The following is a 24,022-nucleotide window of genomic DNA, read 5'->3' as shown; positions in this document are numbered from 1 at the left end:
TGAACAAGGGCACCTTTCGGTGCCCTTGTCTATTGGCTAGAGGCCTTTGGCCTTGGGGATATAAGCCACGCTGCCACTCTCTTTCTTCTTGGCCAGTCGCGCACCATTGGTGAGCTCGGTGTTGACCACATCATGGTCAGCTGAGAGGTAGCTCAACGGCACCTCGTCGTGCTTGCTGTAGCTGGTGACGATCAGGGTACGTGACGGATCCCAGCGCTGACCGCTGGTTTTCTCCAGCCAGGCCATGAACGCAGCGCTGTCGCCGGTACGTGGGTAGTCCTGGGAATCCTTGATGTAGTAGAACGGTGCGCCCTGGTTGTTCATGTACATCGGCAGCTTGTTGTCCACCTCGATCATGACGATTTTCCATTCGTCCCAAGGCATTTGCTGGCTGGCCTTGGCGCGCACGTCGTCGGCGAACTTGGTCACGCCGCCGCCGCTGTTGGTCCACGGGTAGAGCACGCCGATCACCAGCAGCAGGAGCAGCGCCGCCGCCGCGAAGCCTTTCGACCAGCCCGGGCCCGCTACCTTGCCGGCCGCACGCTTCTCTTCCAGGCGTCGGGTCACCCACCAGGCCGCCAGCAACTGGGCGAATGGCACCAGGGGCAGCACGTAGTAGCTACGACGACTGCCGCTGAGGGTGAAGAACAGGAACAGCAGCCCCAGTCCCCAGACCAGCCAGCGGGTGTTGGGCTCGATCTTCTTCCATTGGCGGATGGCGACCCACAGGCCGAGGATCCAGAACGGTGCCCAGGGCAGGGTGTAGGCCGGCAGGTAGATCAGGTAGGTGTAGATCGGCCCCATATGGTCGAAGGGATTGAAGAAACGGACCACGTTTTCCTTGAACACCAGCGCCAGGCCGCTTTCGCCATAGGTCGGCGAGCCATAGAAATGCGACAGCACGAAAGGAATGGCGTACAGCGCGCCGGCAATCGCCAGGGCGACGAACAGCCGTGGGTTGAGGTGGCGTTTCCAGCGCCCGTCAGCCAGTACGTGGGGCAGCAGGATCAGGCCCGGCAGGATGAAACCGATCAGCCCCTTGAGCAGGGAAGTCAGGGCGAGGATCAGGAAAAACACCGTGTAGCGGCCCAGCCGGGTATCGTCCGGCCCGCGCCAGTACCACCAGATGGCCGCGACCACACCGAACACCGTGAGGATATCGGCGGTTGCCACCCGTGCCCAGAACACGAAATAGAAGGTGGTCGCCAGCATCCAGCCGGCGATCAGGCCGGTGCCCTTGCGCCACAGGCGCTCGCCGATCAGGTAGACCAGCCAGACCGTCAGCCAGGCGGCAATCACCGACGACAGGCGCAGCGACCAATTGCCCAGGCCGCCCATCAGGCCGGCGCTGGCGGTGATCAGCCAGTAGGACGGCAGCGGTTTGTCGTAATAAGGCGAGCCCTTGAGGTAGGGGTCGAAGTAGTTGCCCGACTGCAGCATCTGCAGGGCGATGTTGGCCCAGCGCGTTTCCGCGCCCCACAACTCGCGTTGGCCCAGGCCCACCAGCAGCAGGACGGCCGATACGATAAGCAGAAGCGTCAGTGCGCCTTTGTCAGTTTTCCAGAAACTCTGATTCATGGTTGGGTCTGCGGGAAGATCATGATGATGGTATTACCCTTCTGATAACGCTTGCCGTCCAGTGGGAGCTGCTCGACTTCGCGCATTTCGTCTACGCTCTTGACGCGTAGCACTACACCGACCGAACCCTGTTTACGGGCTTCAGTCATCCATTGTTCGACGTTGGCGGAGTTGACCTGCCGCTCGGCGGCATCAGGATAGTCGAGACCGTACTTCAATTCACCCGCTGTGTTGAACAAATCCACCCGCGGGCGTTGCAGGCGCCAGGCCAGGGAGGAGGCGGCGCCCAGCTCATTGCTCAGCAGACGGTTGGTCTGGCGCAATTCATTGACATGTTCTGCAATAAATTGGTCCGGCATCTGGCTGTTGACGATGCTGGCCGGCATGCCCGCCGGCAGCAGCGCCACCAGCAAGCCGATCCCCAGCGCCGGCATGGCCCAAAGGGTGAGCGGACGTAGCGCTTGCAGGGCGTTGGCGATGATCCAGCCCATCAACATGATGAACACCAGCGAGAGATTGAAGACTTCCGCATGGCTGTTGGCGTAGATCGAACGGCTGGTTTGCAGGTAGATCAGGGCGACCATGGCCGCCACGCCGAGGACCAGGTTGAGCCAGCCATTGAGCCGCAGCATCCGGCCTTCGGCGCGGGTCACCCGATCGATCAGCGCATTGCCCATCATCAGCGCCAGCGGCAACAGGCACGGCATGATGTAGGTCGGCAGTTTGCCTCGGCTCAGGCTGAAAAAGGCCAGGGGCAAGAGGAACCACAGCCACAGGAAGCCGGTACCGGGCAGGCGCTTTTGCTCCCAGGCCTGTTTGAACGTCGGTATCAGCAGCACCGACCACGGCAGGCAAGATGCCACCAGCAGCGGCAGGTAGAACCACCAGGGCCGGGCGTGCTGGGCGTTGTCGCCGGCGAAACGCTGGATATGTTCGTGCCAGAAGAAGAAATTCCAGTAGTCGGGTTCCTGGGCATTGACCGCCAGCACCCAGGGCAGCGCGATGATCACCGCCACGATCACGGCCAGCGGGCCATAACGCAGCAGCTCACCGAGGCGGCGTTGCCAGACCATATAGGGCAGGGCGATCAGTACCGGCAGCAGCAGGGCGAGGAAACCCTTGGTCAGGAAACCCATGCCGCAGGCCAGGCCCAGGCCGGCCCAGGCGTACAGGCGCTGGCGTTGTTCCTTGCTGTCGACCGCGAACCAGAACGCGAACAGGCTCAGGTTCGACCACAGGGTGAATTGCGGGTCGAGGTTGGCGTAGCTGGCTTGCCCGGCGATCAGGCCGAAGCTCATGAACAGCAGGGCCGAGGCGAAGCTCTTGCGCGGGTCGTTCCACAGGCGCCGGGCGATCAGGTACGTCAAGAGTACGCTGAGGCCGGTGGCCACGGCTGATGCCACGCGAACGCCGAAAAAATTCTGGCCAAATATGGCCTGGCCGATGGCGATCATCCAGTAGCCGGCAATGGGTTTTTCGAAGTAGCGCAGGCCCATGAAATGCGGGGAGGTCCAGTTGCCGCTTAACAACATCTCCTGGCTGATCTGGGCGTAGCGTGGTTCGTCGGGGATCCACAGGCCGTGGCCCATCATGGGCAACAGGTAGAACACCGCGAAGGCCAGCAGCAGCACCGGCACGGACCAGCGCCTGAGCGTCGCGGCGGAAAGTGGAAACACGTGAGGGTTCATGGGTCGACCTTAGCGGTAAGCGCCGCAGCTAGGGTTTGAGCGGGGCAGGCACAATGCATGGACTTGATGGCCCGATCCAGGGTTTCGATGTTTAAAACTGTAAAGGATAGACAAGGCCGCGTGTGGGCAGGGGGGGGAATGTAGAGAGGCGCAGGTGGGAGTGAAGTGAAAGCGTTGTGAAAAAATCGGAAATATCGCTGGAAGCCCCGTATTAGCGGGGTTTCATAAACATTTTGACATACTTTATTGGGCGATCATTGAGGTGGCAGGAGCGAGTGGCGTCGCTCCTGCCGTGAGCCATTCCAGGGGCCGGGGCTGGCCTTACTCGCCGCGAATATATTGTTCCAGTTGGCGGATCAGGTCGGCCTGTTCGGCAATGGCCTCTTTCACCAGGTCACCGATGGACAGCAGGCCGATCAGTTGCCCGTCCTCGACCACCGGAAGATGGCGCAGATGCTTGTCGGTCATGATGCTCATGCAGGTTTCCACGTTCTGGCGTGAATCCACGCTGATCACTGGGGCATTCATGATCTCGTGGACCTTGGTGGTGACCGAACTGAGCCCGTGCAGGATCACTTTGCGGGCGTAGTCACGTTCACTGATGATGCCCACGACCTGGCCGTTTTCGAGTACCGGAAGGGCGCCGACATTTTTCGAGGCCATCAGTATCAAGGCTTCGAACACAGTATGGTCGTGGGCGATGGTATGCACGCCCTGATGCTGGCTACCCTTGAGTTTCAACAGCTCTGCGACGGTTTTCATGGACGGCTCTCTCTTGCTGTTCTTAGTGTTCTTGTTTGGGAGGGCCACACTCCATCGTGGCGCTCTTACAGAATCGTAGACGGATACCGCGAAGACGATGCGGAAAGCGGCCTGTAGACGCTGAAAAAACGTCATTGCCCGATTTTTTGCCGCAGATGACCGCCGTTCACTGAGTCAAGCGCCTTAATCGGCCGATCGCAAGGGAATAAAGCGGTAGTGTCCTGTACCCGATTGAGTGACTGCCGCGCCATGGGCGAGCAGTGCCCGGGTGCTGTTTTCATCGGCCAGATGAAAAGCCCAGTGCTGTCCAGTGGAACTGAGCGTCCGCTCCCCGCGAGTCTCGTCGATGGCTGCCATGAACGCCTGCATGTCGGGCAGGTAGGTAGCGAAGCCGTTGCCCTTGAGGGCGGTCGTGCTGATACCGAGGCGGGCACAGATGGCTGCTTTGGCGCCGATATCCTCACGGTCGGCCTGGCGCGAGCGCTCGATCAGTTCGGCCAGTTCCTGGTCGACCAGTTGCCCACCGACGATCAGGTCCGGGCCTTGCTCCCAGGATTCGGGCGGACAGTCCTTGCGGTCTGTGCGCAACGGGATATGCGGATTGATCTCCGCCGGATAGATGCGGCAGACCAGCGGGCGCCGCTCGTAGATACCGCAGCGGTTGTCGGCATCGAGATTGCGGCACGGCCCGTTGTTGTAGGCGGCGAACGTGACGGCCAGCCAGGCCTGGGTTGTTCCGCTGGGAACCAGGATCGAACGGCGCCGGGCGTGTTCGAATTGTGCTTCGGCCACCCCGAGGCCGTTTTCCAGGAACGCTTCTACCAGCACGATCACCGTGCCGCCGTCCGCCGCCCATTGTCGGGACTCCTCGAGCGTCAACGGGACGTAATGGTCATTGCAGCATTTGCCGCAGCCCACGCAGGAAAATCGTGTGTTGATCAACTCGCCACCTCACCCAGCTCTTTTTGAACCGACGCGCAAGCGCCGGCCCCCGTGGTTGCACGGAGTTTGATCTGTGGAGGGAAGCGAGTAGCTTTTTGTTACAGAGTTGGAAAAATAAACTCAGTGGTTGGGATTCAGTTGCTTCCAGTCCAGGTCAAATCGCGCCAGGTATTTGCGCAGTCGGTCGGCGTCGTTAGGATTGGCCTTGTTCTGGCGGGAGGCGTTGAATAGTTGACGGCCGGCATCCGACAGGCTGCTGGCTCTGCGACACACGTCAATCACGGCATTGAGCTGCAAGCGATCAAACAGATCGACTTCCGGGGTGTTTTCGCCAAATAGCTGATCCAGGGCGTCTTGCGGTTCAGCCAGGCCCCAGGCCCGGCGCAGGCGTTCTATTTCCTCCTCGACCTGGATTTCATCAATGCGACCGCTGTCTGCCAGGGTGGCCATTCTGGTGATCGACGCCGATAACTCTCGGAAGTTGCCGAGCCAGCTCGCTTCTCTGGAACTGGCGAATGTCAGATAGCGACGCCGTGCTTCTGCGTTGAAGCGCGCCAGATGGCCCTGTTCCCGAGCGTGGCGCTCCAGTTCGAAGTCCAGATTCGGCTCGATGTCTTCGCGTCTGCCCGCGAGGCCTGGCAGGTCGAAGGTCCACAGGTTGATTCGGGCGTACAAGTCTTCGCGAAACAGGCCTTCGGCTACACGACTGCGCAGATCCCGGTGGGTGCCGGCGATGATCAGGAAGTTGCTTTCGACTTCCTTGTCGGAACCGAGGGGGAAGAAGCGCTTTTCCTCGACGGCCTTGAGCAGCATCGCCTGCTCGTCCAGGCCCAGCTCGCCGATCTCGTCCAGGAACAACAGGCCGGTGTCGGCCGCCCGTAATAGGCCTTCGCGACTGTTTTGCGCGCCGGTGAATGCGCCCTTGATATGGCCGAACAACGCCGACATGGCACCGTCGCCGCGCAGGGTGGCGCAGTTGACCTCGACAAACCGCCCCTGAACCTGGTGCCGGCTGCGCTTGAGTTCATAGATGCGCCGGGCGAGAAAGGACTTGCCCGCGCCGGTCGGCCCGATCAGTAGCATCGGTGCACGTGAGCGTACGGCTACGCGCTCGATCTGCTCGATAGTGCGATTGAAGTCGGCATTGCGTGTGGCAATCCCGGACTTCAGAAATGCCAGTCCCTCAAGACGCTTGTGGGTAAAGCGTGTGGCGATCCGGTCATAACGCGACAGGTCCAGGTCGATCAGTGCGTGAGTGCCGGTGACCCGTGCTTCTTCATCCAGGCGTCGGGCGGGGGAGGTCTGGATCAGCCGCGCCGGCAGATAGCGCGCTTCGGTGAGCAGGAACCAGCAGATCTGCGCCACGTGGGTACCGGTAGTGATATGCACGAGGTACTCCTCATGCTCGGTATCGAAATGGTAGTCGGTGGTGAAGTCATGCAGCGTTGCGTACACCTCTTCGAAATCCCAGGGATTGCGCAAGGTCATGGGGTGCAGGCGCACTTCGGTTTCCGGCGATACCTGGCGAATGTCGTGGCTGACCCGTTCAGCCAGGCTTACATCCCGGGCGTCGGTGCCGTGGATCAGTTCGAAGCGGTGCACCAGCAAGTCAGGCTGCTGGCACAAGCCCACACTCGGTCGCCAGTGACCCCAGCGGTTGGCGCCTTTGCCGACGCGATCGAGAGTGGAGCCGATAAAACCGATGGTGACCGTACGCTTGATGGGCATGTTTATCTTTCAGGATAAATGACGATATAAAATAATAAATAAAAAAGGATTTTTTGTCTGGTTCAAAAAACTGTTTTTGATAGAGGTATAAAAAATTACTTATAAATCATATATTTATAATTATTTTTGGCGGAAATAAAAAACTGGCACAGCGTCTGCAATACCTCTGGCAACAAACAAGACAGCAGAGCGAGATGCCAAGATGGCCAATACCCAACTGTTTCAGGCTCGTGCCATGCCGGCAGCGTGCGACACACTGAATGCTTCCCAGGCCCCGGCGTATGCCTACACCGCTCGCCATGCCCTGGCACAGTTGGCCGTCACCGGTTGCCTGAACTCAACCTTCTATGCCAGCGCGGAAAGCCAACTGGACGAAGTCCTGAAGCGGGTGAGCGAACTTGATAGCGTTTTTGTCGCCAAGGCAGCGATTTATGCCCGCCAGAAAGGGCACATGAAAGACATGCCGGCGTTGCTCCTGGCGGCCCTGGCAGCTCAACACTCGACAATGCTGCCGGTGGTGTTCGCACAGGTGGTGGACAGCGGCAAAATGTTGCGCAATTTCGTACAGATCCTGCGCAGCGGTGTCACCGGGCGCAAGTCGCTGGGCTCGCAGCCCAAGCGATTGGTACAGGAGTGGCTGAACACGGCCAGCGAGCAGCAGTTACTGCAAGCATCAGTGGGTAATCAGCCCTCGCTGGCGGATGTGCTCAAGATGGTTCATCCCAAGCCAAGTGAAGCCTGGCGTGGAGCATTCTTTGCCTGGGTCCTCGGCAAGCCCGTGGCAATCGACACCTTGCCACCGTTGACTCGCTCGCTGCTGGAGTTTCGCGGCGGTGCGACCCGGCAACTGCCTCAGGTGCCGTTCCAGTTGCTTGGCAACGAGACGCTGAAGCACCAGTGGGCTGCGCTGGCCATGAGCATGGGCTGGCAGGCTTTGCGGATGAACCTGAACACATTGGCTCGCCACGGTGCCTTTGAGGTCCAGGGTTGTGCCACAGCTGTTGCGGCGCGACTGGCGGACCCGGAGGCCGTGGCCAAGGCGAGGGTTTATCCATACCAGTTGCTCGCGGCCTACCAGATGACCGGCGCCGAAGTGCCGCAGGTGATCCGTGAGGCATTGCAGGATGCGTTGGAGCTGTCCCTGGGCAATGTCCCGGTGTTGCGGGGCTCGGTGGTGATCTGCCCGGATGTCTCGGGTTCGATGCACAACCCGGTCACCGGCTGTCGCCAGGGGGCGACCACGGCTGTGCGTTGCATCGATGTGGCGGCACTGATCGCGGCGGCCATATTGCGCAAGACACCGGAGGCGAGGGTGATGCCGTTCGAGAACGAGGTGGTGAAGGTGCGGCTCAATCCACGGGACAGTGTGATGAGCAATGCCCAGAAGCTCGCCGCCATCGGTGGCGGGGGCACCTGTTGCTCGGCACCGCTGGCGCAGTTGGCTGATGAAAGGGCCTGGGTGGACACCTTGATTCTGGTGTCGGATAACGAGTCCTGGATGGATGAACGACGTTATGGCGCTACGGAAACGATGCGGCAATGGGAGCGTATCCGCCAGGTAAATCCGAATGCGCAGTTGATCTGTATCGACATGCAGCCCGGTGTGACCACCCAGGCACCGGACCGGCCAGACATCTTGAATGTCGGCGGTTTCAGTGACGCGGTGTTCGATGTCATCAGCCAGTTCACCGAGGGCTCCTACGGGGCGCGGCACTGGGTGAAGGTGATTGACGCCATGTCGATATGACAAAGACGCATCCGCCCGAAAGGTGTGGATGCAACGATGCTGAATTTCGTGGCAACTGAATGCCGGTGGGACTACATCGAAGATGTCTCACCACACCCTTGTCAGTTGTAACGAAGGTACGAATGCCCGTGGCTGTACATCTGAATGCCGGCTCAAGTCCGGCCCGTGGAAACACGGATCAGTCACTTCTTCTTGTCGTACCGCTTTGATTGATGGTTTTACTCCGGCGAATGCCGGTGGAACTACAGTACGCCGTGGTGGTGGGTTCGATTCCCGCTTGCCGCAAGGTAATAGCTCAGTGGTCAGAGCGCGGTGCCTGTTTCACCCCTTTGTTGTCGCCGTTAACCCAGGACAAGGCCAGTGTTTTGGCCATCAGGAAATGAAGAATATGCAAGACCAGACCTACACCTTGCTCGAAGTCGCCAACGGCAAGCCGATCAAACTCTGGACCCAGGGCGTCCCGGTCGAGCCAGAGGCCCGTGAGCAACTGATGAATACGGCAAAGATGCCGTTCATCTTCAAACATATGGCGGTGATGCCGGACGTGCACCTGGGCAAGGGCTCGACCATTGGCAGTGTGATTCCCACAATGGGCGCGATTATCCCGGCGGCGGTCGGCGTTGATATTGGCTGCGGCATGATTGCCGCCTGCACCTCGCTGACCGCCAGTGATCTGCCGGACAACCTGCATGGTTTGCGCACGGCCATCGAGCGGGCAGTGCCCCATGGGCGTAGCGGTACTCGCGGCGGTCGAGATAAGGGCGCCTGGGATCATGTTCCGAGCGCGGCTGATCTGGCGTGGTCGGCGCTGGAGTCGCGGTTCAAGGCGATCACCGACAAGTATCCCAAGCTTGCGAAGAGCAATAACCGCAGCCACTTGGGGACGCTGGGTTCAGGCAATCACTTCATCGAAGTCTGTCTGGATGAGGCGAACCGCGTCTGGTTCATGTTGCACAGCGGTTCGCGTGGCGTCGGCAACGCCATCGGCAACTTGTTCATCGAGATGGCCCGGGCCGATATGCGCGAGCATATCGCCAACCTGCCGGATCGGGACCTGGCGTACTTTGAAGAGGGCAGCCAGCATTTCGACGATTATGTCGAAGCCGTCGGCTGGGCCCAGGATTTCGCCCGGCAGAACCGTGCGCTGATGATGCAGGCAGTGATCGCGGCGACACGCCAGGTGATCAGCAAGCCCTTTGATGTAGCGCTGGAGGCGGTGAACTGCCATCACAACTATGTGCAGAAGGAGCGGCACTTCGGTGAAGAGGTTCTGGTGACCCGCAAGGGGGCGGTGTCGGCGAAGAAGGGCGAACTGGGGATCATTCCAGGTTCCATGGGGGCCAAGAGCTTCATTGTGCGCGGGCTGGGCAACGAAGAGTCGTTTTGCTCCTGCAGCCATGGCGCCGGACGGACGATGAGCCGTACCCGGGCCAAGCAACTGTTCACTGTCGAGGACCAGATCCGGGCAACGGCCCACGTGGAGTGCCGCAAGGACGCGGCGGTGATCGATGAGATTCCGATGGCCTACAAGGACATTGACCAGGTCATGCACGCCCAGCGCGAGTTGGTGGAAGTGCTGCACACCTTGCGGCAGGTGGTGTGTGTAAAGGGATAGAGCGGATTGAAAGGAAATAAAGATGGAACATGCAGAACGTCACCCGCTGGATAGCGCCATGCGCGCCCGGGTGCTGGAGGAGCTTGCGCGGATAGAGCGCGAGCGCAACGTCAAGGTGCTGTATGCCTGCGAGTCCGGCAGCCGCGCCTGGGGCTTTTCGTCGACGGACAGTGATTACGATGTGCGGTTTGTCTATGTGGAAAAACCGGACTGGTTCATCCAGGTCAGTGAGGCTCGGGATGTGATCGAGCGGCCTTTGGACGACGAGCTGGATATCAGCGGCTGGGAGCTGCGCAAGACCCTCGGGTTGTTGCGCAAGTCCAACCCGACCTTGCTCGAATGGCTCGACTCGCCCTTGGTGTATCACAGCGAAGAGGTCGCGACCCGATCGTTGCGTGAACTGGCTGAAGCGTTCTATAGCCCGCCAGCCGCGCGCAATCACTACCTGTCGATGGCCAGGAAAAACTTCCGCGGCTACTTGCAAGGCGAGACAGTGCGTTTCAAGAAATATTTCTACGTGCTGCGACCTTTGTTGGCGGTGCGCTGGATCGACATGGGATTGGGTCGCCCGCCCATGACGTTCGATGCCCTGCTCAAGACCGTCGACGATCCGCTGTTGCTGGAGGAAGTTGACGAGTTACTGCGGCTTAAGCGCAGTGCGGATGAATCCGCCTACGGCCCTCGGCGTCCGGCGCTGCACGGGTTTATCGAAACACAATTGGAGCGTCCGGTACCGGTATTGCCGCGTACCACTGAAGACAGTCAACGGCTGGATCGCTACCTGAGGGAAATGGTTTACAGCTATGCATGAAGGAAGGATATGGAAAGGGATGTGATTGACCTGGATGGCGTCATGGGAGGCGGGCAGGTATTGCGTAGCGGGCTGAGTCTGTCGATGGTGACGGGGCGGGCGCTGCGGATCGGCAATATTCGGGCAAAGCGCAGCCGTCCCGGTTTGATGCGCCAACACCTGGCGGCGGTGCTGGCATCCGCCGAGGTGTGTGGGGCGAAGGTGGAGGGCGCGCAACTCGGTTCGCAAAGCCTGTATTTCGAGCCGGGTCCGATTCGTGGTGGGGATTTTCGCTTCGCTATCGGTACGGCAGGGAGCTGCACGTTGGTGCTGCAAACCCTGTTGCCTGCGTTATTGCAGGCACCCGCGCCGAGTCGTGTGGTTATTACGGGCGGCACTCATAATCCATTGGCGCCGCCGTTCGAGTTTCTCGAGCGTGCCTGGTTGCCTCTGTTGCGGCGGATGGAGGCGAAGGTCGAGCTGCAGCTCTCGCGCCACGGTTTTGTGCCAGCTGGCGGCGGCGAACTGGAGGCCTTTATCCAGCCTTCGTCGTTGAAGGCTTTGCAGCTGAATGAGCGCGGGGTTGTGCTTGCACGCGAAGCCTGCGTATTACTCAGCGGGGTTGCCGAATCCGTGGCCGAGCGCGAGTTGGCCAGGGTTGGCAGTCGCCTGGACTTTCCGGGTGAATCGAGTCGTACAGTGCTGATCGATCCGGCTGAAGGTCCCGGCAACGCGCTGTTGCTGGAATACCGCTGTGAGCAGGTGACCGAGGTGTTCAGCGCATTCGGGCAAGCCCGCTTGCGGGCCGAGGCCGTGGCGGACGAAGCGGTTGAGTCTGCCAGACGCTGGTTGAACAGCAGCGCCGCGGTAGGCGAACACCTGGCCGATCAGTTGCTGTTGCCCATGGCCCTGGCCGGTGGCGGGCGTTTCACTACGCCCGGCATGACCGAGCATCTGCACAGCAATATTCGCGTGATCGAGAGTTTTCTGCCGCTGAGGATTACCTGTACGACAGCGGCGGACGGGGTGTTGCACGTCGAGTGTCGCGCCTGATTCAGGATTCTTGCCGCCGGCGCCGAAACTGCCCCGGTGGCAGGCCCTGGGTGGCCTTGAAACGGCGTGAAAAGTAGGCCTCGTCGGCAAAACCACACAGTTGCGCAATCTGGCTCACCGGCTTTTCGCTGTTGAGCAGGTGCGTGCGTGCCAGGCGCATGCGGCGTTCCAGGACCAGCTCCGAGAAGGTGCTGCCGGTTTCCTTGCGCAGCAAGTGGGTCAGGTAGTTGGGCGACAGAAAGGCCGCCTCGGCGGTGTCCTTGAGGTTCAGCGCCGGGTCGGCGATATGCTCGCGCAGATAACTCGAGACCCGCGCCAGTGCATCCCGTCGGCCGCGTCGTGCCGCCTTGTTCGCCGACAGGGCCTGCAACTCGTCTGCATACAGGCTGCAGATCTTGCCGGTCAGTTGCAGCAGGCAGCCCTTGAGCGCCTGGCGGGTGCCAAGATCGCGACCCTGATCCAGCTCGCGCATCTTTTCCAGCAGGAGCAGGACTTCGGCGAAGTCATGGTCGGCGAGGATAAAATCCAGGTGCTCCTGATGCTGGAACGGTGATAGCTCCGGCAGGTCATGGATGGAGAGGTCCTCCAGATCCAACGGGTCGCAATGCAGGTGGGGCAGGAAAAACACCTGGGAAAAGTTGATCAGGACAAAGTTGCCGTCTTCCGGGTGCGGGATCAGGTGCAGGCGATGGGGCAGGATAAACGCCAGGGCCTGGCGCGGATAAGGCCGGATGGCGCCGCCGATGTGCTGCACGGTGTCGCCGCCCAGGTTGATCTGGATCTGGAAGTAGTCATGTCGGTGCGGGGTGACGATGGCCGGGCGGGCCTGTTTGTCACGGATATAGAAGTCCGGGCGGTCGCTGCGTTGCTGCATGCCATAGGTGCGCACACGGGAGGAACTCGACATCGACACTGTCCTTGAACTGAACCGGATGCCGACATTCTAAGGGGCGAAGGAGGGCTTTGCGACGCCACGGGTGGATTTTGGCTTGTGCTGGTTTGTCGTCGCCGGTTCTTTTGTTTCTCTGGGGCGCGGAACTTTTCTGAGTTGATGTATCTAATTGTTTCTGGTTTGTCGGTTTTTCATTACAGCTGTTCGACAAGGCGCTGATTAACGGCGCGTTGCAGGAAGTTTTATTCTCAGGGATGTGTTGTGTTTTTCAAGCCTCGTTTGTGTGCCCGGTTGCGCGCCTGCGTGACCGGTCGGTCAGTTTTGCAACATTCGTTGTACCCCTTCGCAATCATCAGCCTGTCCGCCAGCCTCACGGCCATGGCGGCCGAGCCGGCGGCACCGGAACAGCCGTTGCTGCGCCAGCAAGAGCGCGAACGGGTCCTGCGTGAGCAGCTCGACTCCTCCCCTGACGTACGCCTCAAGGCTTCCGCCGATGATGGCCAGGGTCTGCTGCCGACCCATGAAACGCCCTGCTTCACCATTCGCCATATTGTGCTCGAAGGCGAGGATTCGGCGGCTTTCCAGTGGGCCCTGCGTGCCGCCAACCCGGCGTCTGATCCCGCACTAGGTCGTTGCCTGGGTGCCGCGGGCATCAACCTGACCATGAAGCGCATACAGAACCTGATCATTGCGCGGGGCTTCGTCACCACGCGGGTGCTGGCCGCACCTCAGGACCTGAGCCAGGGGACGCTTTCCCTGGTACTGATTCCGGGACGCATCAAACATATCCGGTTTGCCGACGGCACCCCGTCGCGGGCGACACTGTGGAACGCCATGCCCGCCCAACCCGGTGAGCTGCTGAACCTGCGGGATATTGAACAGGCGCTGGAGAACTTCAAACGGGTGCCCACGGCCGAGGCCGACGTGCAGATCACGCCGGCAACCGACACCGACGCCAAACCGGGTGAAAGCGATGTGGTGATCCTCTGGAAGCAAGCTTCCATTGCGCGCGTGAGCCTGTCGATGGACGACTCGGGCAGCAAGGACACCGGCAGGTATCAGGGCAACGTCGCGTTGTCGCTGGACAATCCGCTGAGTCTCAATGACCTGTTCTATGCCAGTTTCAGCCACAACCTGGGCGGTGGCAAAAGTGGTGATCGCGGTTCCGAAGGGCACACCCTGTACTACTCGCTGCCGTACGACTACTGGCAACTGGGGCTGACCTCCAGCGAGTACGACTATCACCAGACCGTGGCCGGGAACAATCAGAGTTATGACTATCAGGGTCACAGTAACAACAACGAACTGAAACTTTCTCGACTGCTCTACCGTGACGCCGTGCGCAAGACGTCGGCCTGGGTCAGTGGCTGGACGCGGACTTCCAGCAATTACATCGATGACACCGAAATTGAAGTGCAGCGCCGGCGCATGGCCGGGTGGCAGATGGGGCTGGATCATCGCGAGTTCATTGGCAGCAACACCCTGGATCTGGGCTTGAGCTATCGACGCGGTACCGGGGCGTTCCATGCCTTGCGCGCACCGGAAGAAGACCTCGACGAGGGGACTTCACGGTCGAAGATCATCAGCGCCAGCGCTCAACTGCAAAGCCCATTCCGTATCGGGACACAGCAATTTCGCTACATCGGCGCCTGGCGTAGCCAATGGAACCGCTCGCCGCTGGTGGCCCAGGATCGCTTCTCCATCGGGGGGCGCTACAGCGTCCGCGGGTTCGATGGCGAACAGATCCTCTCCGCCGAGCGGGGCTGGACCTTGCGCAATGACCTGGGCTGGTTTGTCTTCCAGAACAGCCAGGAACTCTATCTCGGCGTCGATTATGGCGAGGTCGGCGGACACTCCGCCCAGTACCTGTCCGGGAATCGACTCGCCGGTGCGGTGGTCGGTATGCGCGGTGGCTACAAGCAGGTGTCCTACGACCTGTTCCTTGGCCAACCACTTATGAAACCCAAGAACTTTGAGACGGCCGATGTGACTGCTGGCTTCAATCTCAGCTGGTCATTTTGACGGAGGCAGATATGCGTTTTGGCAGTCTTGAAATCCTTGCACCCCAGCTGTTCGACGAACCCTGGAACGAAGCGAGCGTGCTCGGCTCCGCCGTCTGGCTGTGGATGCACTCGGCGGCCCATCGCGATGCGCCGTTGCATAGCTTGTCGGCGCTGCTGCTGCCGGCGATCAAGCAGCGCCAGTTCATGCTCGCCAGCGAGCAAGGCAGGCCGGTGTTCTATATGGCGTGGATGAACCTCAGTGCCGAGGCCGAACAGCGCTATCTGCACAACCCGCCGGTGTGCATGCCGGAGGCCGACTGGAACAGTGGCGAACGTCTTTGGATCAGCGACTGGGTCGCGCCTTTCGGGCATACCAGGCAGCTATCGAAATTGCTGCACAGCCGTCTCTGGGCGCAACGCTTCGGCCGTCACCTGGGGCATCGGGGCGATGAGCGTGGCTTGAGTATCAAGACCTGGCAGGGCATCGGTGTCCTGCCTGCCGAAGCGCGTGCCTGGTTCGCCACCCACCCGCTGCCTTAGGTCTCACAACCCGCAGCTTTTTATCTTGATATCTGGCGCCTCTACGGATTGGCGCAGCTCAAAAGGAATTGGAACATTAACAAGCATCTGTATCGGATCATTTTCAACAAGGCGCGCGGCCTGTTGATGGTGGTGGCCGAAAATGTGAGCAGTGGCTCGAAATCAGCTGGCGGTCATGTGGCAGGCGCAGCGCCTGGCGTCGGCTGCGTGGTACGACTGACACCCCTGCGTTTTGCCTTGATGGCGGCGCTCGGCCTGATCCTGCTGGACGCCTCGTCGGCCCAGGCGGCGGTGGTCGCCGACCCCGGCGCACCTGCCGCGCAGCAGCCGGGCATCGGGGTGACCGGGAACGGCGTCACCCAGGTCAATATCACCGCGCCCAGCGCGGGCGGTGTGTCGCGCAATACCTATCAACAGTTCGATGTCGATCGGCGTGGTGTGATCCTCAATAACTCGGCGACCAACAGTCAGACCCAGCTTGGCGGTTGGGTGGATGGCAACCCGGCGCTGGGCAGGGGCACGGCGCGGGTGATCCTCAACGAGGTCAATTCGAGCAATCCGAGCCAGCTCAACGGTTATGTCGAAGTGGCCGGCTCCCGGGCTCAGGTGGTGATCGCCAACCCATCCGGGATCAGCTGTGACGGCTGTGGTTTCATCAACGCCAATCGCGCGACCCTCACCACCGGCAAGGCGCAGCTCGAGAACGGCGAGTTGCGCGGCTATCAGGTCACCGGCGGCAAGGTCTCCATCAACGGTGCCGGGATGGATACCCGCGACAGCGACTACACCGAAATCATCGCGCGCACCGTCGAGGTCAATGCCGGTATCTGGGCCAAGGACTTGAGTATCCAGGCCGGCAAGACCGCCGCCGACAACAGCACTGCGGCTGTACCCGTGGTCGGCATCGATGTCGCGCAACTGGGCGGCATGTATGCGGGCAAGATCGTCCTGGTGGGCAATGGCGCCGGTGTCGGGGTGCGCAATGCCGGGCAGATCGGCGCCAGTGCCGGCGAGGTGGTGATCCGTGCCGACGGACGTCTGGAAAACAGCGGTCAGATCAGCAGTGCCGGTTCGACGCAGGTCGAGACAGGCAGCGGAGTCCAGAACAGTGGCACGCTGTACGCCAAGGGCGATCTGACGCTCAAGACCACGGCCGATATCGACAACAGCGGTATCGTCGCCGCCCAGGGCAATACCCGGGTGACGGCCGTGAACCTGCGCAGCACCAGTGGTTCGACTCTGGCTGCCGGGGTCGACAGCAGTGGCAAGCTGGGCCAGACCGGCTCATTGACCCTGGACGCTTCGGGCCAGCTCAGCGCCAAGGGGCAGAATATCGCCGCCGAAAGTCTGCAGGCCCAGGCGGCGGCCGTCGACCTGAGTGACAGCCAGACCTCCGCCACCCAACTGACACTCACCAGCGGGCAGGGCGATATCGACGTCAGCCGGGCCCGCGTGTCCGCGAAGGGCACGCTGACCGCCACCGCAGCGAAGGTATTGCGCACCGATGGCGCCACAGTCAGTGCGGCTCAAGTAGGGATCAAGGCCGGTCAGTTGTCCAACGTGAAAGGCGAAATCCTGCAGAGCGGCCTGTCACTCGCGAGCATCGATTTGCAGGGGGCACTGGATAACAGCCAAGGTGTGATCGCCAGCCAGGGCGCACTGAAAATCACTGCCGCCTCGCTGAGCAACTACCAGGGCAGTATCGGTTCGGTGAAGTCGAACCTGACACTGACGGCCACGGACGGTTTGCTGGACAACAGTAACGGTCACCTTCAGGCGCTGCAATCGATCGCGCTGGTCTCGGGCCAGTTGCTCAACACCGCTGGTTTCGTCGGTGCCGGGCAGGCCCTGGACATCACGGCGGGGAGCATCGGCAATGGCGGCGCTGGGCAACTCCAGAGCGGTACCGATGCGACAATCGCGGCAACCAGCCTCGACAATCACGGCGGGCGCATCGAAGCACTGGGTAACCTCAAGTTCACCATCGACGGCAAGCTCGATAACAGCAGCGGCCTGATTCGCACCGGTGCCGATCTGTTGTTGACCGCGGGGCAGATCGACAACGCCGGCACCCAGGGCCTGGATCAAGGCATTGAAGGGCGCACCATCAGCCTCAACGCCGATCAGTTGGGCAACCAGGTCGGCTCGATCATTGCCGATCAGGCCTTGACCGTGACCGGCAGCGGCGTGCTGGACAACCAGTCCGGGAAGATCTCGGCCGGTACCCAGTTTCTGCTGACCGACCGTAACCTGGCGGCTAAAACCCAAACCGTGAGCAACCAGGGCGGTACGTTGGTCGCGGGGCGCTCGTTGGCGCTCAACAGCGCCAGCTATACCGGCAACGGCCGGGCCTTGAGCCTGGGTGATCTGTCCTTCACCCTCAATGGCGATTACCTCAATACCGGCCTGCTGCAGGCCAACGGCAATCTGACCCTGGCCACCACGGGGGGACTGAGTAACCAGGGCAGCTTGCAGGCGGGTAACCTGCTGACGCTGTCGGCCCGGCAAATCGATAACGCTGCCGCCGCTGAGATCAGTGCCTTGCAGGTACAACTGAGTGCCAGCGAGTCGCTGGTCAACCGCGGCCTGATCGACGGCCAGTACACTCGGCTGAGCGCGCCGACCTTGAGCAACCTGGGCACCGGACGAATCTACGGTGACCAGCTGGCGCTGGCGGCGGGCACGTTGACCAATACCGTTGAAAACGGCACGGCGGCGGTGATCGCCGCTCGTGTGAGCCTGGATATCGGTGCGCAATACCTGAACAACAGCGAACATGGCCTGATCTTCAGCACCGGTGACATGGCCATCGGCGGGGCGCTGGATAGTGCCTACCACGCGACCGGTCAGGCCCTCGAACTCAATAACGCGAGTGCGACCATCGAGGCCCTCGGTGCCCTGACGTTGAACGCAGCCTCGGTGCGCAACACCAACGAACACTTCTCGACACGTGAAGTCGAGGTCTCGCGCCAGGCGCTGCAACAGTATCAACTGACGGGCTCGGTCAATCGCTACGATCCGAATCAGATTTCGACCTATAACAATGAAGTCGACATTCTGGTGACACCCGAAGGCAGTAATGACGACTGGAACCGCTACGACCTGACCCGCGTCGTGACCCAAACCCAGATTGCCAGTTCCGATCCCGGGCAGATACTCGCCGGCGCCAATCTGACGATCAACGCCGGCCAGGTCCTCAACGACAAGAGCCGGATCATCGCCGGTGGCGTGTTGCAAACCAACGCCAACAGCCTGACCAACACCGAAGTCGCCGGACAGCAGGTCACCACGGACAGCGGCGCACTCGAACACTTCTATCGCATCCAGCGCAAAGGCCGCGACCGTCAGGGGATCGACTCTACCGCCTACAACCCGGCGCCCAGCGTGCAGGCTATTTCCTTGCAGCCGACGGTCTATGAACAGAACACCGCGCCTCAAGGCAGTGGCCCCCAGGTTACAAGCCTGAACCTTGGGGCGGTGGGCGCTACCGAGGTGTCCAGCCGCACGATCCAAGCGCCAAGCCTCACGCCGATCAGCGAAGTATTGGCCAACGCCACCAACAATGTCGGTGGCGTGGCTGAGCGTATTCTCACCGGCGGGGTGAACAGCGCCTTGCCGGACAACGCGCTGTTTCGTTCGATGCCCGGCAGCACCTCTCGTTATCTGATCGAAACCGATCCGCGCTTCACCAACTATGGCCAGTGGCTGTCCTCGGACTACATGCTCGGCCGGCTGAACCTGGACCCGGCGGCGACCCAGCAACGCATGGGTGATGGTTTCTATGAGCAGAAATTGATTCGCGAGCAGGTGGCGCAACTGACCGGTCGCCGTTTTGTCGACGGTTATGCCAGTGACGAAGCGCAGTATCGCGGCCTGATCGACAACGCCGTCACCTACGCGAATAACTGGAAGCTGATTCCCGGTGTGGCCCTGACCGCGCAACAAATGGCCCAGTTGACCAGCGATATCGTCTGGTTGGTGGCCAAGGATGTCACCCTGGCCAATGGCGAAGTACGCAGTGTGCTGGTGCCGCAGGTCTATGTGCGGGTCCGTGACGGCGACATCAACGGCGCCGGCGGCTTGATGGCCGGGCAGCAACTGAACCTGAACGTGACGGGCAATCTGGTCAACAGCGCGAGCTTGTCGGGACGGCAAGTGGTCTCGATCAAGGCGGACACGCTCAATAACCTGGAAGGGCGTATTCAAGGCAGCGCCGTCAGCCTTGACGCGACGCAGGACCTGAACAACCTCGGTGGCCGGATTGCCGCCGACAAGAGCCTGATGGTCAGCGCCGGGCGTGATCTGAATGTGCAGTCCAGCACGATCACCACCCAGAGTGCGCAGGGTAGCCAGACCAATCTTTCGCGGGTCGCCGGTCTGTTCGTTTCCGATCCCGCGGCCAACCTGATGGCCACTGCCGGACGTGACATCAACCTGCAGGGCGCGCAAGTGGTCAATAGCGGCAGCGCGGGTGTCACCAGCCTGTCCGCCGGTCGTGACCTGAACCTGACAACGGTCATCGAGAGCCGCGACCAGAGCAACCACTGGAACGCGGACAACTGGCGCACCGAAGCGAGCCGCAACGAGAGTGGCAGCAGCCTGCAGACCCAGGGTGACCTGGGCCTGCGCGCCGGCAACGACATCAATGCGCGTGCCGCCAGCCTCAGCAGCACCGCCGGTACCGTGATTGCCCAGGCTGTGCGGGACGTCAACCTGACGGCCGGCGAGAACATGCGCAGCGCCGACGAAGCGCACAAGGTCAAAGGCAGCAATGGCTTCCTTTCCAGCAAAACCACGACCACCCGCGACTCCGTCACTGAAACCACCGCCCAGGGCTCGCACCTCGATGCGCAGCAACTGGCGGTCCAGGCTGGACGCAACCTGGTGGTTCAGGGCAGCGAAGTGATCGCGGAGAAAGGTGCGGCTCAGCTTCTGGCGGGTAACGATCTTTCGATTGTCGCCGCTGTCGACAGCACGCAGACGCGCCACGACAAAGACAGCAACAGCCGCAGCCTGGGTGGATTCAAGGCCAGCAAAGTGACCGATAAGGTCAGCGAAACCCGAACCACGGCGGTGGGTAGCCTGGTCTCCGGCAACAGCGTCGATGTCCAGGCCGGGCAGGATGGACTGGTCCGTGGATCGTCGCTGGTGAGCACGGCGGATATCACCGTGAGCGCGGGGCGTGACCTGCAGATCGATGCGGCGCAAAACACCTTCACCCGCAACGAACTGCACAAGGAAAAGAACCACGACTTCACCGGCGTGCTGACGGGGAACAAGCTGGGCCTCGATGACATGACCGGCAACCAGCACCTGTCCATCAGCAGCCAGAACCATACCGGCCAGTCCTCGGAAACCACCTTGACCGGCAGCACCCTCGGTTCCAGTGCCGGTAATGTGTCGCTCAATGCCGGTCGCTCACTCAGCGTGACCGCCAGTGATCTGGTCAGCACCCAGAGCATGAGCCTGACCGGTGCCAATGTGACCATCGCCGCCGGTATGGAAAGCGCGAGTCAGAGCAGCACCGACGAGAGCCGCAGCCTGGCGGTGGGGCGAGTGCTGGGCGGCACGGTGGTTGATAGCTACAACACCATTCGCAGCGCGATACAAGCCGCGAACAGCGCGGACGATCCTCGACTCAAGGCGGTGAAGTGGGCGCAGGCGGCCTTGGCCGGTTACAACCTGGGAGGGGCATCGTCGGATGCCTACGATGGTCGATCGGGCTATTCCAACAAGACGGGCAGTGCTAACAGTAATGGTTCGTTGATCAAGATCGGCACCGAGCTGGCGAGCACCCACACCACCAGCACCAGCGAGTATGACAGCCAGACGGCCAAGCAAAGCTCGCTCACGGCCGGTAAAACCCTGACGATCATCGCCGATGGCAGCGCGCCGGGGACGGCAGGCGATATTCATATCATCGGCAGTGGCATGAAAGCGGCCGATACGGTGTTGCTGGCGAAGAACAACATCACCCTGGAAAGCGCGCAGGACACCGCGAACTGGGCCAACGACAGCAATAACGACAAAACCGCGATCGGTGCCAGTTTCAATATCGGTGAGCAGAATGGTTTCACCCTCGACCTGGGGGCGTCCATCGCCAAGAGCATGGGCACTGGCGGTTCTGTCACCCAGGTCAACAGCACCCTGGATACCGGCTCGCTGGTCCTGCGCAGTGGACAGGACACCACCCTGGCTGGCGCGCAGGTCCGGGCGCAGAGCATCAAGGCGGATATCGGCGGCAATCTCAGTATCACCTCGCGCCAGGACAGCGAGACCCAGAAGAGCGAGCAGAGCAGTGCCGGCTTCGGTGCGAGTATTTGTATTCCACCGTTCTGCTACGGCTCGATGGTGACGGCTTCCGCCAGCTTGGCGGCGGGCAACATGAACAGTAACTACAAGGCCGTGACGGATCAGAGCGGGCTGTTCGCGGGAGCGGGTGGTTACAACATTCATGTGGGTGACAAGACCACGCTACAAGGCGCGGTGATTGCCAGTGAGGCGTCTGCGGACAAGAACCTGCTCGATACGAATCGGTTGATTGTCAGCGACATCAAGAACACCAGCGATATCAAGAGTCAGTCGGCTGGCATGTCGTTGTCCTACGGCGGCAACTCCGGGTCGACGGTGGGGGGCAGCGTTCCGCTGTCGCTCAGTGACTCGGATCACAGCAAAACCCGTAGTGCTGTCAGCGAAGGCACGATAGTCGTGCGTAGTGCTGAGGGTGCGAATGATCTGGTCGGGCTTAACCGTGATACCGCGAACGCCAATCAAAAGTTGGACAAGCCAGATCAGAAGGCGATGCAGGAGCGCATCGACCTTATTCAAAGCACTGTGCAATTGTCCACCGGCATCGTAGACGCGGTTGCCAAAGCCAAGTCGGATGCCGCGAATAAACTGGCAAAAGAGGCGGAAGAGTCGAAAGGGGTCATGTCAGATGCGCAGCTAGCGGCCACGAATGCAGCTGCGAATGCGGCTGCGGCAGATGCGGCCAGTTGGAACATCGGTGGCGACAAGCGAATCATGGCCGATATCGCCACGGGCTTGCTCGCTGCGGGGTTGGGCGGCGCGGGCGGGGCGACGGCGGTGGGTATCGTGGCCAATACCACGGCGGCGGATACCTACAAGAAAATCGGCGACTATGCCGATCAGCAACTGGCGGACGCGACCCGCAGCAAGGACACAAGCCTGCAAGCAGTGTGGGCTGAAGGTGGCTCGGCGCGTATCTTGCTGCATAGCCTGGCCGGTGCATTGCAGGGCTTATCCAGCGGTACGGCGGCGAATGGCGCGCTCAGCGCGGGCGCATCGGCGGCCGTTATGCCGACCTTGGACCAGGTACTGAAAAATAACGGTATCGGACCGGAAAATCGCGATGCTCTCGGCACCTGGATCGCCGCCGGGGTGGGGGCTGCGGTGGCAGGCGGCAGCGGTTCGATTGCGCAGATGAGCGGCGCCGTTATTGCCGGCAATATCGATAAATACAACCGTCAGGCTCACCCTACAGAAGCGCGCCTGATTGAAGAGGAGGCCCCCAAAATGGCGGTCGAGCTGGGCATCAGCCCAGCCGAAGCCGAGACGCGAATGGCGCGCGCGTTTGCTTTCTATACCGATGCTCAGTGGAAACAAACGATAGGGGGGGAGAGCAGTCAGTTCGATGCGAAGACATTGGAGCATTTGGGGAGTGCGCTTTCACCACTGGCAGCTCGGTATGACAGTGCTGCTGCAACGCTTGAAAACGGGGGGAAGGGCTATACCTCCGATGAAACGTTGAGTCTGATAAAGAACTACAACGTTGCTCACTCGGCTGAGTTCAAGGACTACAACGTCAATATTAGATATTTGGGCGATTCCGACAGGTTCAATACGGCCAATCTGGTTGACTACTACAAGCTGAATCTTGATTACAGTGATAAAAAGAGCGGGGTACTTGATTCGGTCGGGGGTATGGCGGCGGGTGGCGGTCTAAGCGCCTGGTCTAGCTTCCGGTCGGTGATGTCCTTGGGGAATGATGTTCTATTCGGTCATCCATTAGACGCTACGAATAACCTTCTCGATCCTTTTGTCGAACCTAACTCGGACATGGTTACCAACTGGCTGACGACAAAAAAAGGTCAGGATTTCGTTTTCGGGCTGCAAAACAATAGCTACGAGAAGGGGCTGCAAACGGGGAGAAATGCCGTTGATCTGGCGACGCTGCTGATTCCGGGGCCGGGTGAGATTGCTGGGGTTGGGAAGGTATCCAGGGTTACGGAGCTCAATAACCTTGCTAAACTGGGCGACGAGTTGGTTCAGGCTGAGCGGGGGTTGGATGGTGCAAAAGGAACTGCTAACAGTGTCGCCGAAAGTGCAGTGCCTCGAGTTTCTATCGATCCTCCGCCAGGAAGTTTTTCGATTTCAGATTGGACAGGCTATCCAGAGGGTGTCCCGGCCCCGCAAGGGCCATTCAGATTATTGGAGGGCGCGGAGTATAATGCCGCCAGAAATGCTGCCAACAATGCCAATAGCACTCTCCGTCGAGAACAAGGACTTGTGGGGCAGCCGGTGGACGTGCATGAAATTAATCCAGTGAAATTTGGTGGCAGTCCGACCGACTCCTCCAACAAAATTATCCTGCCTCGCGATGTTCATCGGCAGCAGGTAACTCCGTGGTGGAACCAATTGCAGAAAGACCTAGGAAGATAGCG

13 protein-coding genes are annotated in these 24,022 nt (G+C 60.7%); 7 read left to right on the top strand and 6 right to left on the bottom strand.

The features are described 5' to 3' along the window. Positions 1 to 36 precede the first annotated feature (36 nt). The 5 genes from HX830_RS02500 to rtcR form a co-directional block, all read right to left on the bottom strand. Positions 37 to 1,578 carry an ArnT family glycosyltransferase gene (locus HX830_RS02500; protein WP_103495199.1) on the bottom strand — a complete coding sequence of 514 codons (1,542 nt, stop codon included), beginning with the start codon at positions 1,576 to 1,578 and terminating at the stop codon, positions 37 to 39. Next, positions 1,575 to 3,266: a lipid IV(A) 4-amino-4-deoxy-L-arabinosyltransferase gene (gene arnT / locus HX830_RS02495; protein ID WP_103495198.1), complete on the bottom strand. Its 1,692-nt coding sequence runs from the start codon at positions 3,264 to 3,266 to the stop codon at positions 1,575 to 1,577. Before arnT ends, HX830_RS02500 begins: the two co-directional genes overlap by 4 nt. Before the next feature lie 321 nt (positions 3,267 to 3,587). Next, a complete protein-coding gene (locus HX830_RS02490; protein ID WP_103495197.1) occupies positions 3,588 to 4,028 on the bottom strand; it encodes a CBS domain-containing protein in 441 nt (146 codons plus the stop codon). A 183-nt stretch (positions 4,029 to 4,211) separates the two neighbouring features. Beyond that, positions 4,212 to 4,967, bottom strand: a complete 756-nt coding sequence (locus HX830_RS02485; RefSeq protein ID WP_177098901.1) for a YkgJ family cysteine cluster protein — start codon at positions 4,965 to 4,967, stop codon at positions 4,212 to 4,214. 123 nt (positions 4,968 to 5,090) lie between these two features. Beyond that, positions 5,091 to 6,692 carry an RNA repair transcriptional activator RtcR gene (gene rtcR / locus HX830_RS02480; protein WP_177098900.1) on the bottom strand — a complete coding sequence of 534 codons (1,602 nt, stop codon included), beginning with the start codon at positions 6,690 to 6,692 and terminating at the stop codon, positions 5,091 to 5,093. Positions 6,693 to 6,900: 208 nt separating this feature from the next. Here rtcR and HX830_RS02475 point away from each other — a divergent pair, with 208 nt between their 5' ends. The 4 genes from HX830_RS02475 to rtcA all read left to right on the top strand — a co-directional run bounded on the left by HX830_RS02475 (position 6,901) and on the right by rtcA (position 11,903). Further along, a complete protein-coding gene (locus HX830_RS02475; protein WP_177098863.1) occupies positions 6,901 to 8,445 on the top strand; it encodes a TROVE domain-containing protein in 1,545 nt (514 codons plus the stop codon). 388 nt (positions 8,446 to 8,833) lie between these two features. Next, entirely contained in the window at positions 8,834 to 10,060 is a 1,227-nt protein-coding gene (locus HX830_RS02470) for an RtcB family protein (protein ID WP_371317466.1), read from the top strand. A 22-nt stretch (positions 10,061 to 10,082) separates the two neighbouring features. Then, positions 10,083 to 10,871 (top strand): nucleotidyltransferase domain-containing protein, encoded by a 789-nt coding sequence (locus HX830_RS02465; protein ID WP_177098861.1) that lies wholly within the window; start codon positions 10,083 to 10,085, stop codon positions 10,869 to 10,871. 9 nt (positions 10,872 to 10,880) lie between these two features. After that, complete coding sequence (gene rtcA / locus HX830_RS02460; RefSeq protein ID WP_177098860.1) at positions 10,881 to 11,903, top strand: RNA 3'-terminal phosphate cyclase; 1,023 nt, start codon at positions 10,881 to 10,883, stop codon at positions 11,901 to 11,903. A 1-nt stretch (position 11,904) separates the two neighbouring features. On the opposite strand, the gene HX830_RS02455 is transcribed toward rtcA, so the two are convergent. Beyond that, entirely contained in the window at positions 11,905 to 12,810 is a 906-nt protein-coding gene (locus tag HX830_RS02455; RefSeq protein ID WP_177098859.1) for a helix-turn-helix transcriptional regulator, read from the bottom strand. 306 nt (positions 12,811 to 13,116) lie between these two features. On the opposite strand from HX830_RS02455, the gene HX830_RS02450 reads away from it, so the two are divergent. The 3 genes from HX830_RS02450 to HX830_RS02440 all read left to right on the top strand — a co-directional run bounded on the left by HX830_RS02450 (position 13,117) and on the right by HX830_RS02440 (position 24,020). Continuing rightward, entirely contained in the window at positions 13,117 to 14,817 is a 1,701-nt protein-coding gene (locus tag HX830_RS02450; protein ID WP_256350373.1) for a ShlB/FhaC/HecB family hemolysin secretion/activation protein, read from the top strand. A gap of 11 nt (positions 14,818 to 14,828) precedes the next feature. Further along, entirely contained in the window at positions 14,829 to 15,338 is a 510-nt protein-coding gene (locus HX830_RS02445) for a toxin-activating lysine-acyltransferase (RefSeq protein WP_152742253.1), read from the top strand. Positions 15,339 to 15,413: 75 nt separating this feature from the next. Next, a complete protein-coding gene (locus HX830_RS02440; RefSeq protein ID WP_442757368.1) occupies positions 15,414 to 24,020 on the top strand; it encodes a two-partner secretion domain-containing protein in 8,607 nt (2,868 codons plus the stop codon). Positions 24,021 to 24,022 lie beyond the last annotated feature (2 nt).

The sequence above is a fragment of the Pseudomonas gingeri genome (genome assembly GCF_013385425.1).
GTDB classification, from domain to species: Bacteria; Pseudomonadota; Gammaproteobacteria; order Pseudomonadales; family Pseudomonadaceae; genus Aquipseudomonas; species Aquipseudomonas gingeri_D.
This window is presented reverse-complemented; position numbering and strand designations above follow the sequence as displayed.

What these genes read in the sequence shown, in the direction of transcription:
- HX830_RS02500 (WP_103495199.1), bottom strand. Translation starts at nt 1,578, where the DNA reads ATGAATCAGAGTTTCTGGAAAACTGACAAAGGCGCACTGACGCTTCTG.
- arnT (WP_103495198.1), bottom strand. Translation starts at nt 3,266, where the DNA reads ATGAACCCTCACGTGTTTCCACTTTCCGCCGCGACGCTCAGGCGCTGG.
- HX830_RS02490 (WP_103495197.1), bottom strand. Translation starts at nt 4,028, where the DNA reads ATGAAAACCGTCGCAGAGCTGTTGAAACTCAAGGGTAGCCAGCATCAG.
- HX830_RS02475 (WP_177098863.1), top strand. Translation starts at nt 6,901, where the DNA reads ATGGCCAATACCCAACTGTTTCAGGCTCGTGCCATGCCGGCAGCGTGC.
- HX830_RS02470 (WP_371317466.1), top strand. Translation starts at nt 8,834, where the DNA reads ATGCAAGACCAGACCTACACCTTGCTCGAAGTCGCCAACGGCAAGCCG.
- HX830_RS02465 (WP_177098861.1), top strand. Translation starts at nt 10,083, where the DNA reads ATGGAACATGCAGAACGTCACCCGCTGGATAGCGCCATGCGCGCCCGG.
- rtcA (WP_177098860.1), top strand. Translation starts at nt 10,881, where the DNA reads ATGGAAAGGGATGTGATTGACCTGGATGGCGTCATGGGAGGCGGGCAG.
- HX830_RS02455 (WP_177098859.1), bottom strand. Translation starts at nt 12,810, where the DNA reads ATGTCGAGTTCCTCCCGTGTGCGCACCTATGGCATGCAGCAACGCAGC.
- HX830_RS02445 (WP_152742253.1), top strand. Translation starts at nt 14,829, where the DNA reads ATGCGTTTTGGCAGTCTTGAAATCCTTGCACCCCAGCTGTTCGACGAA.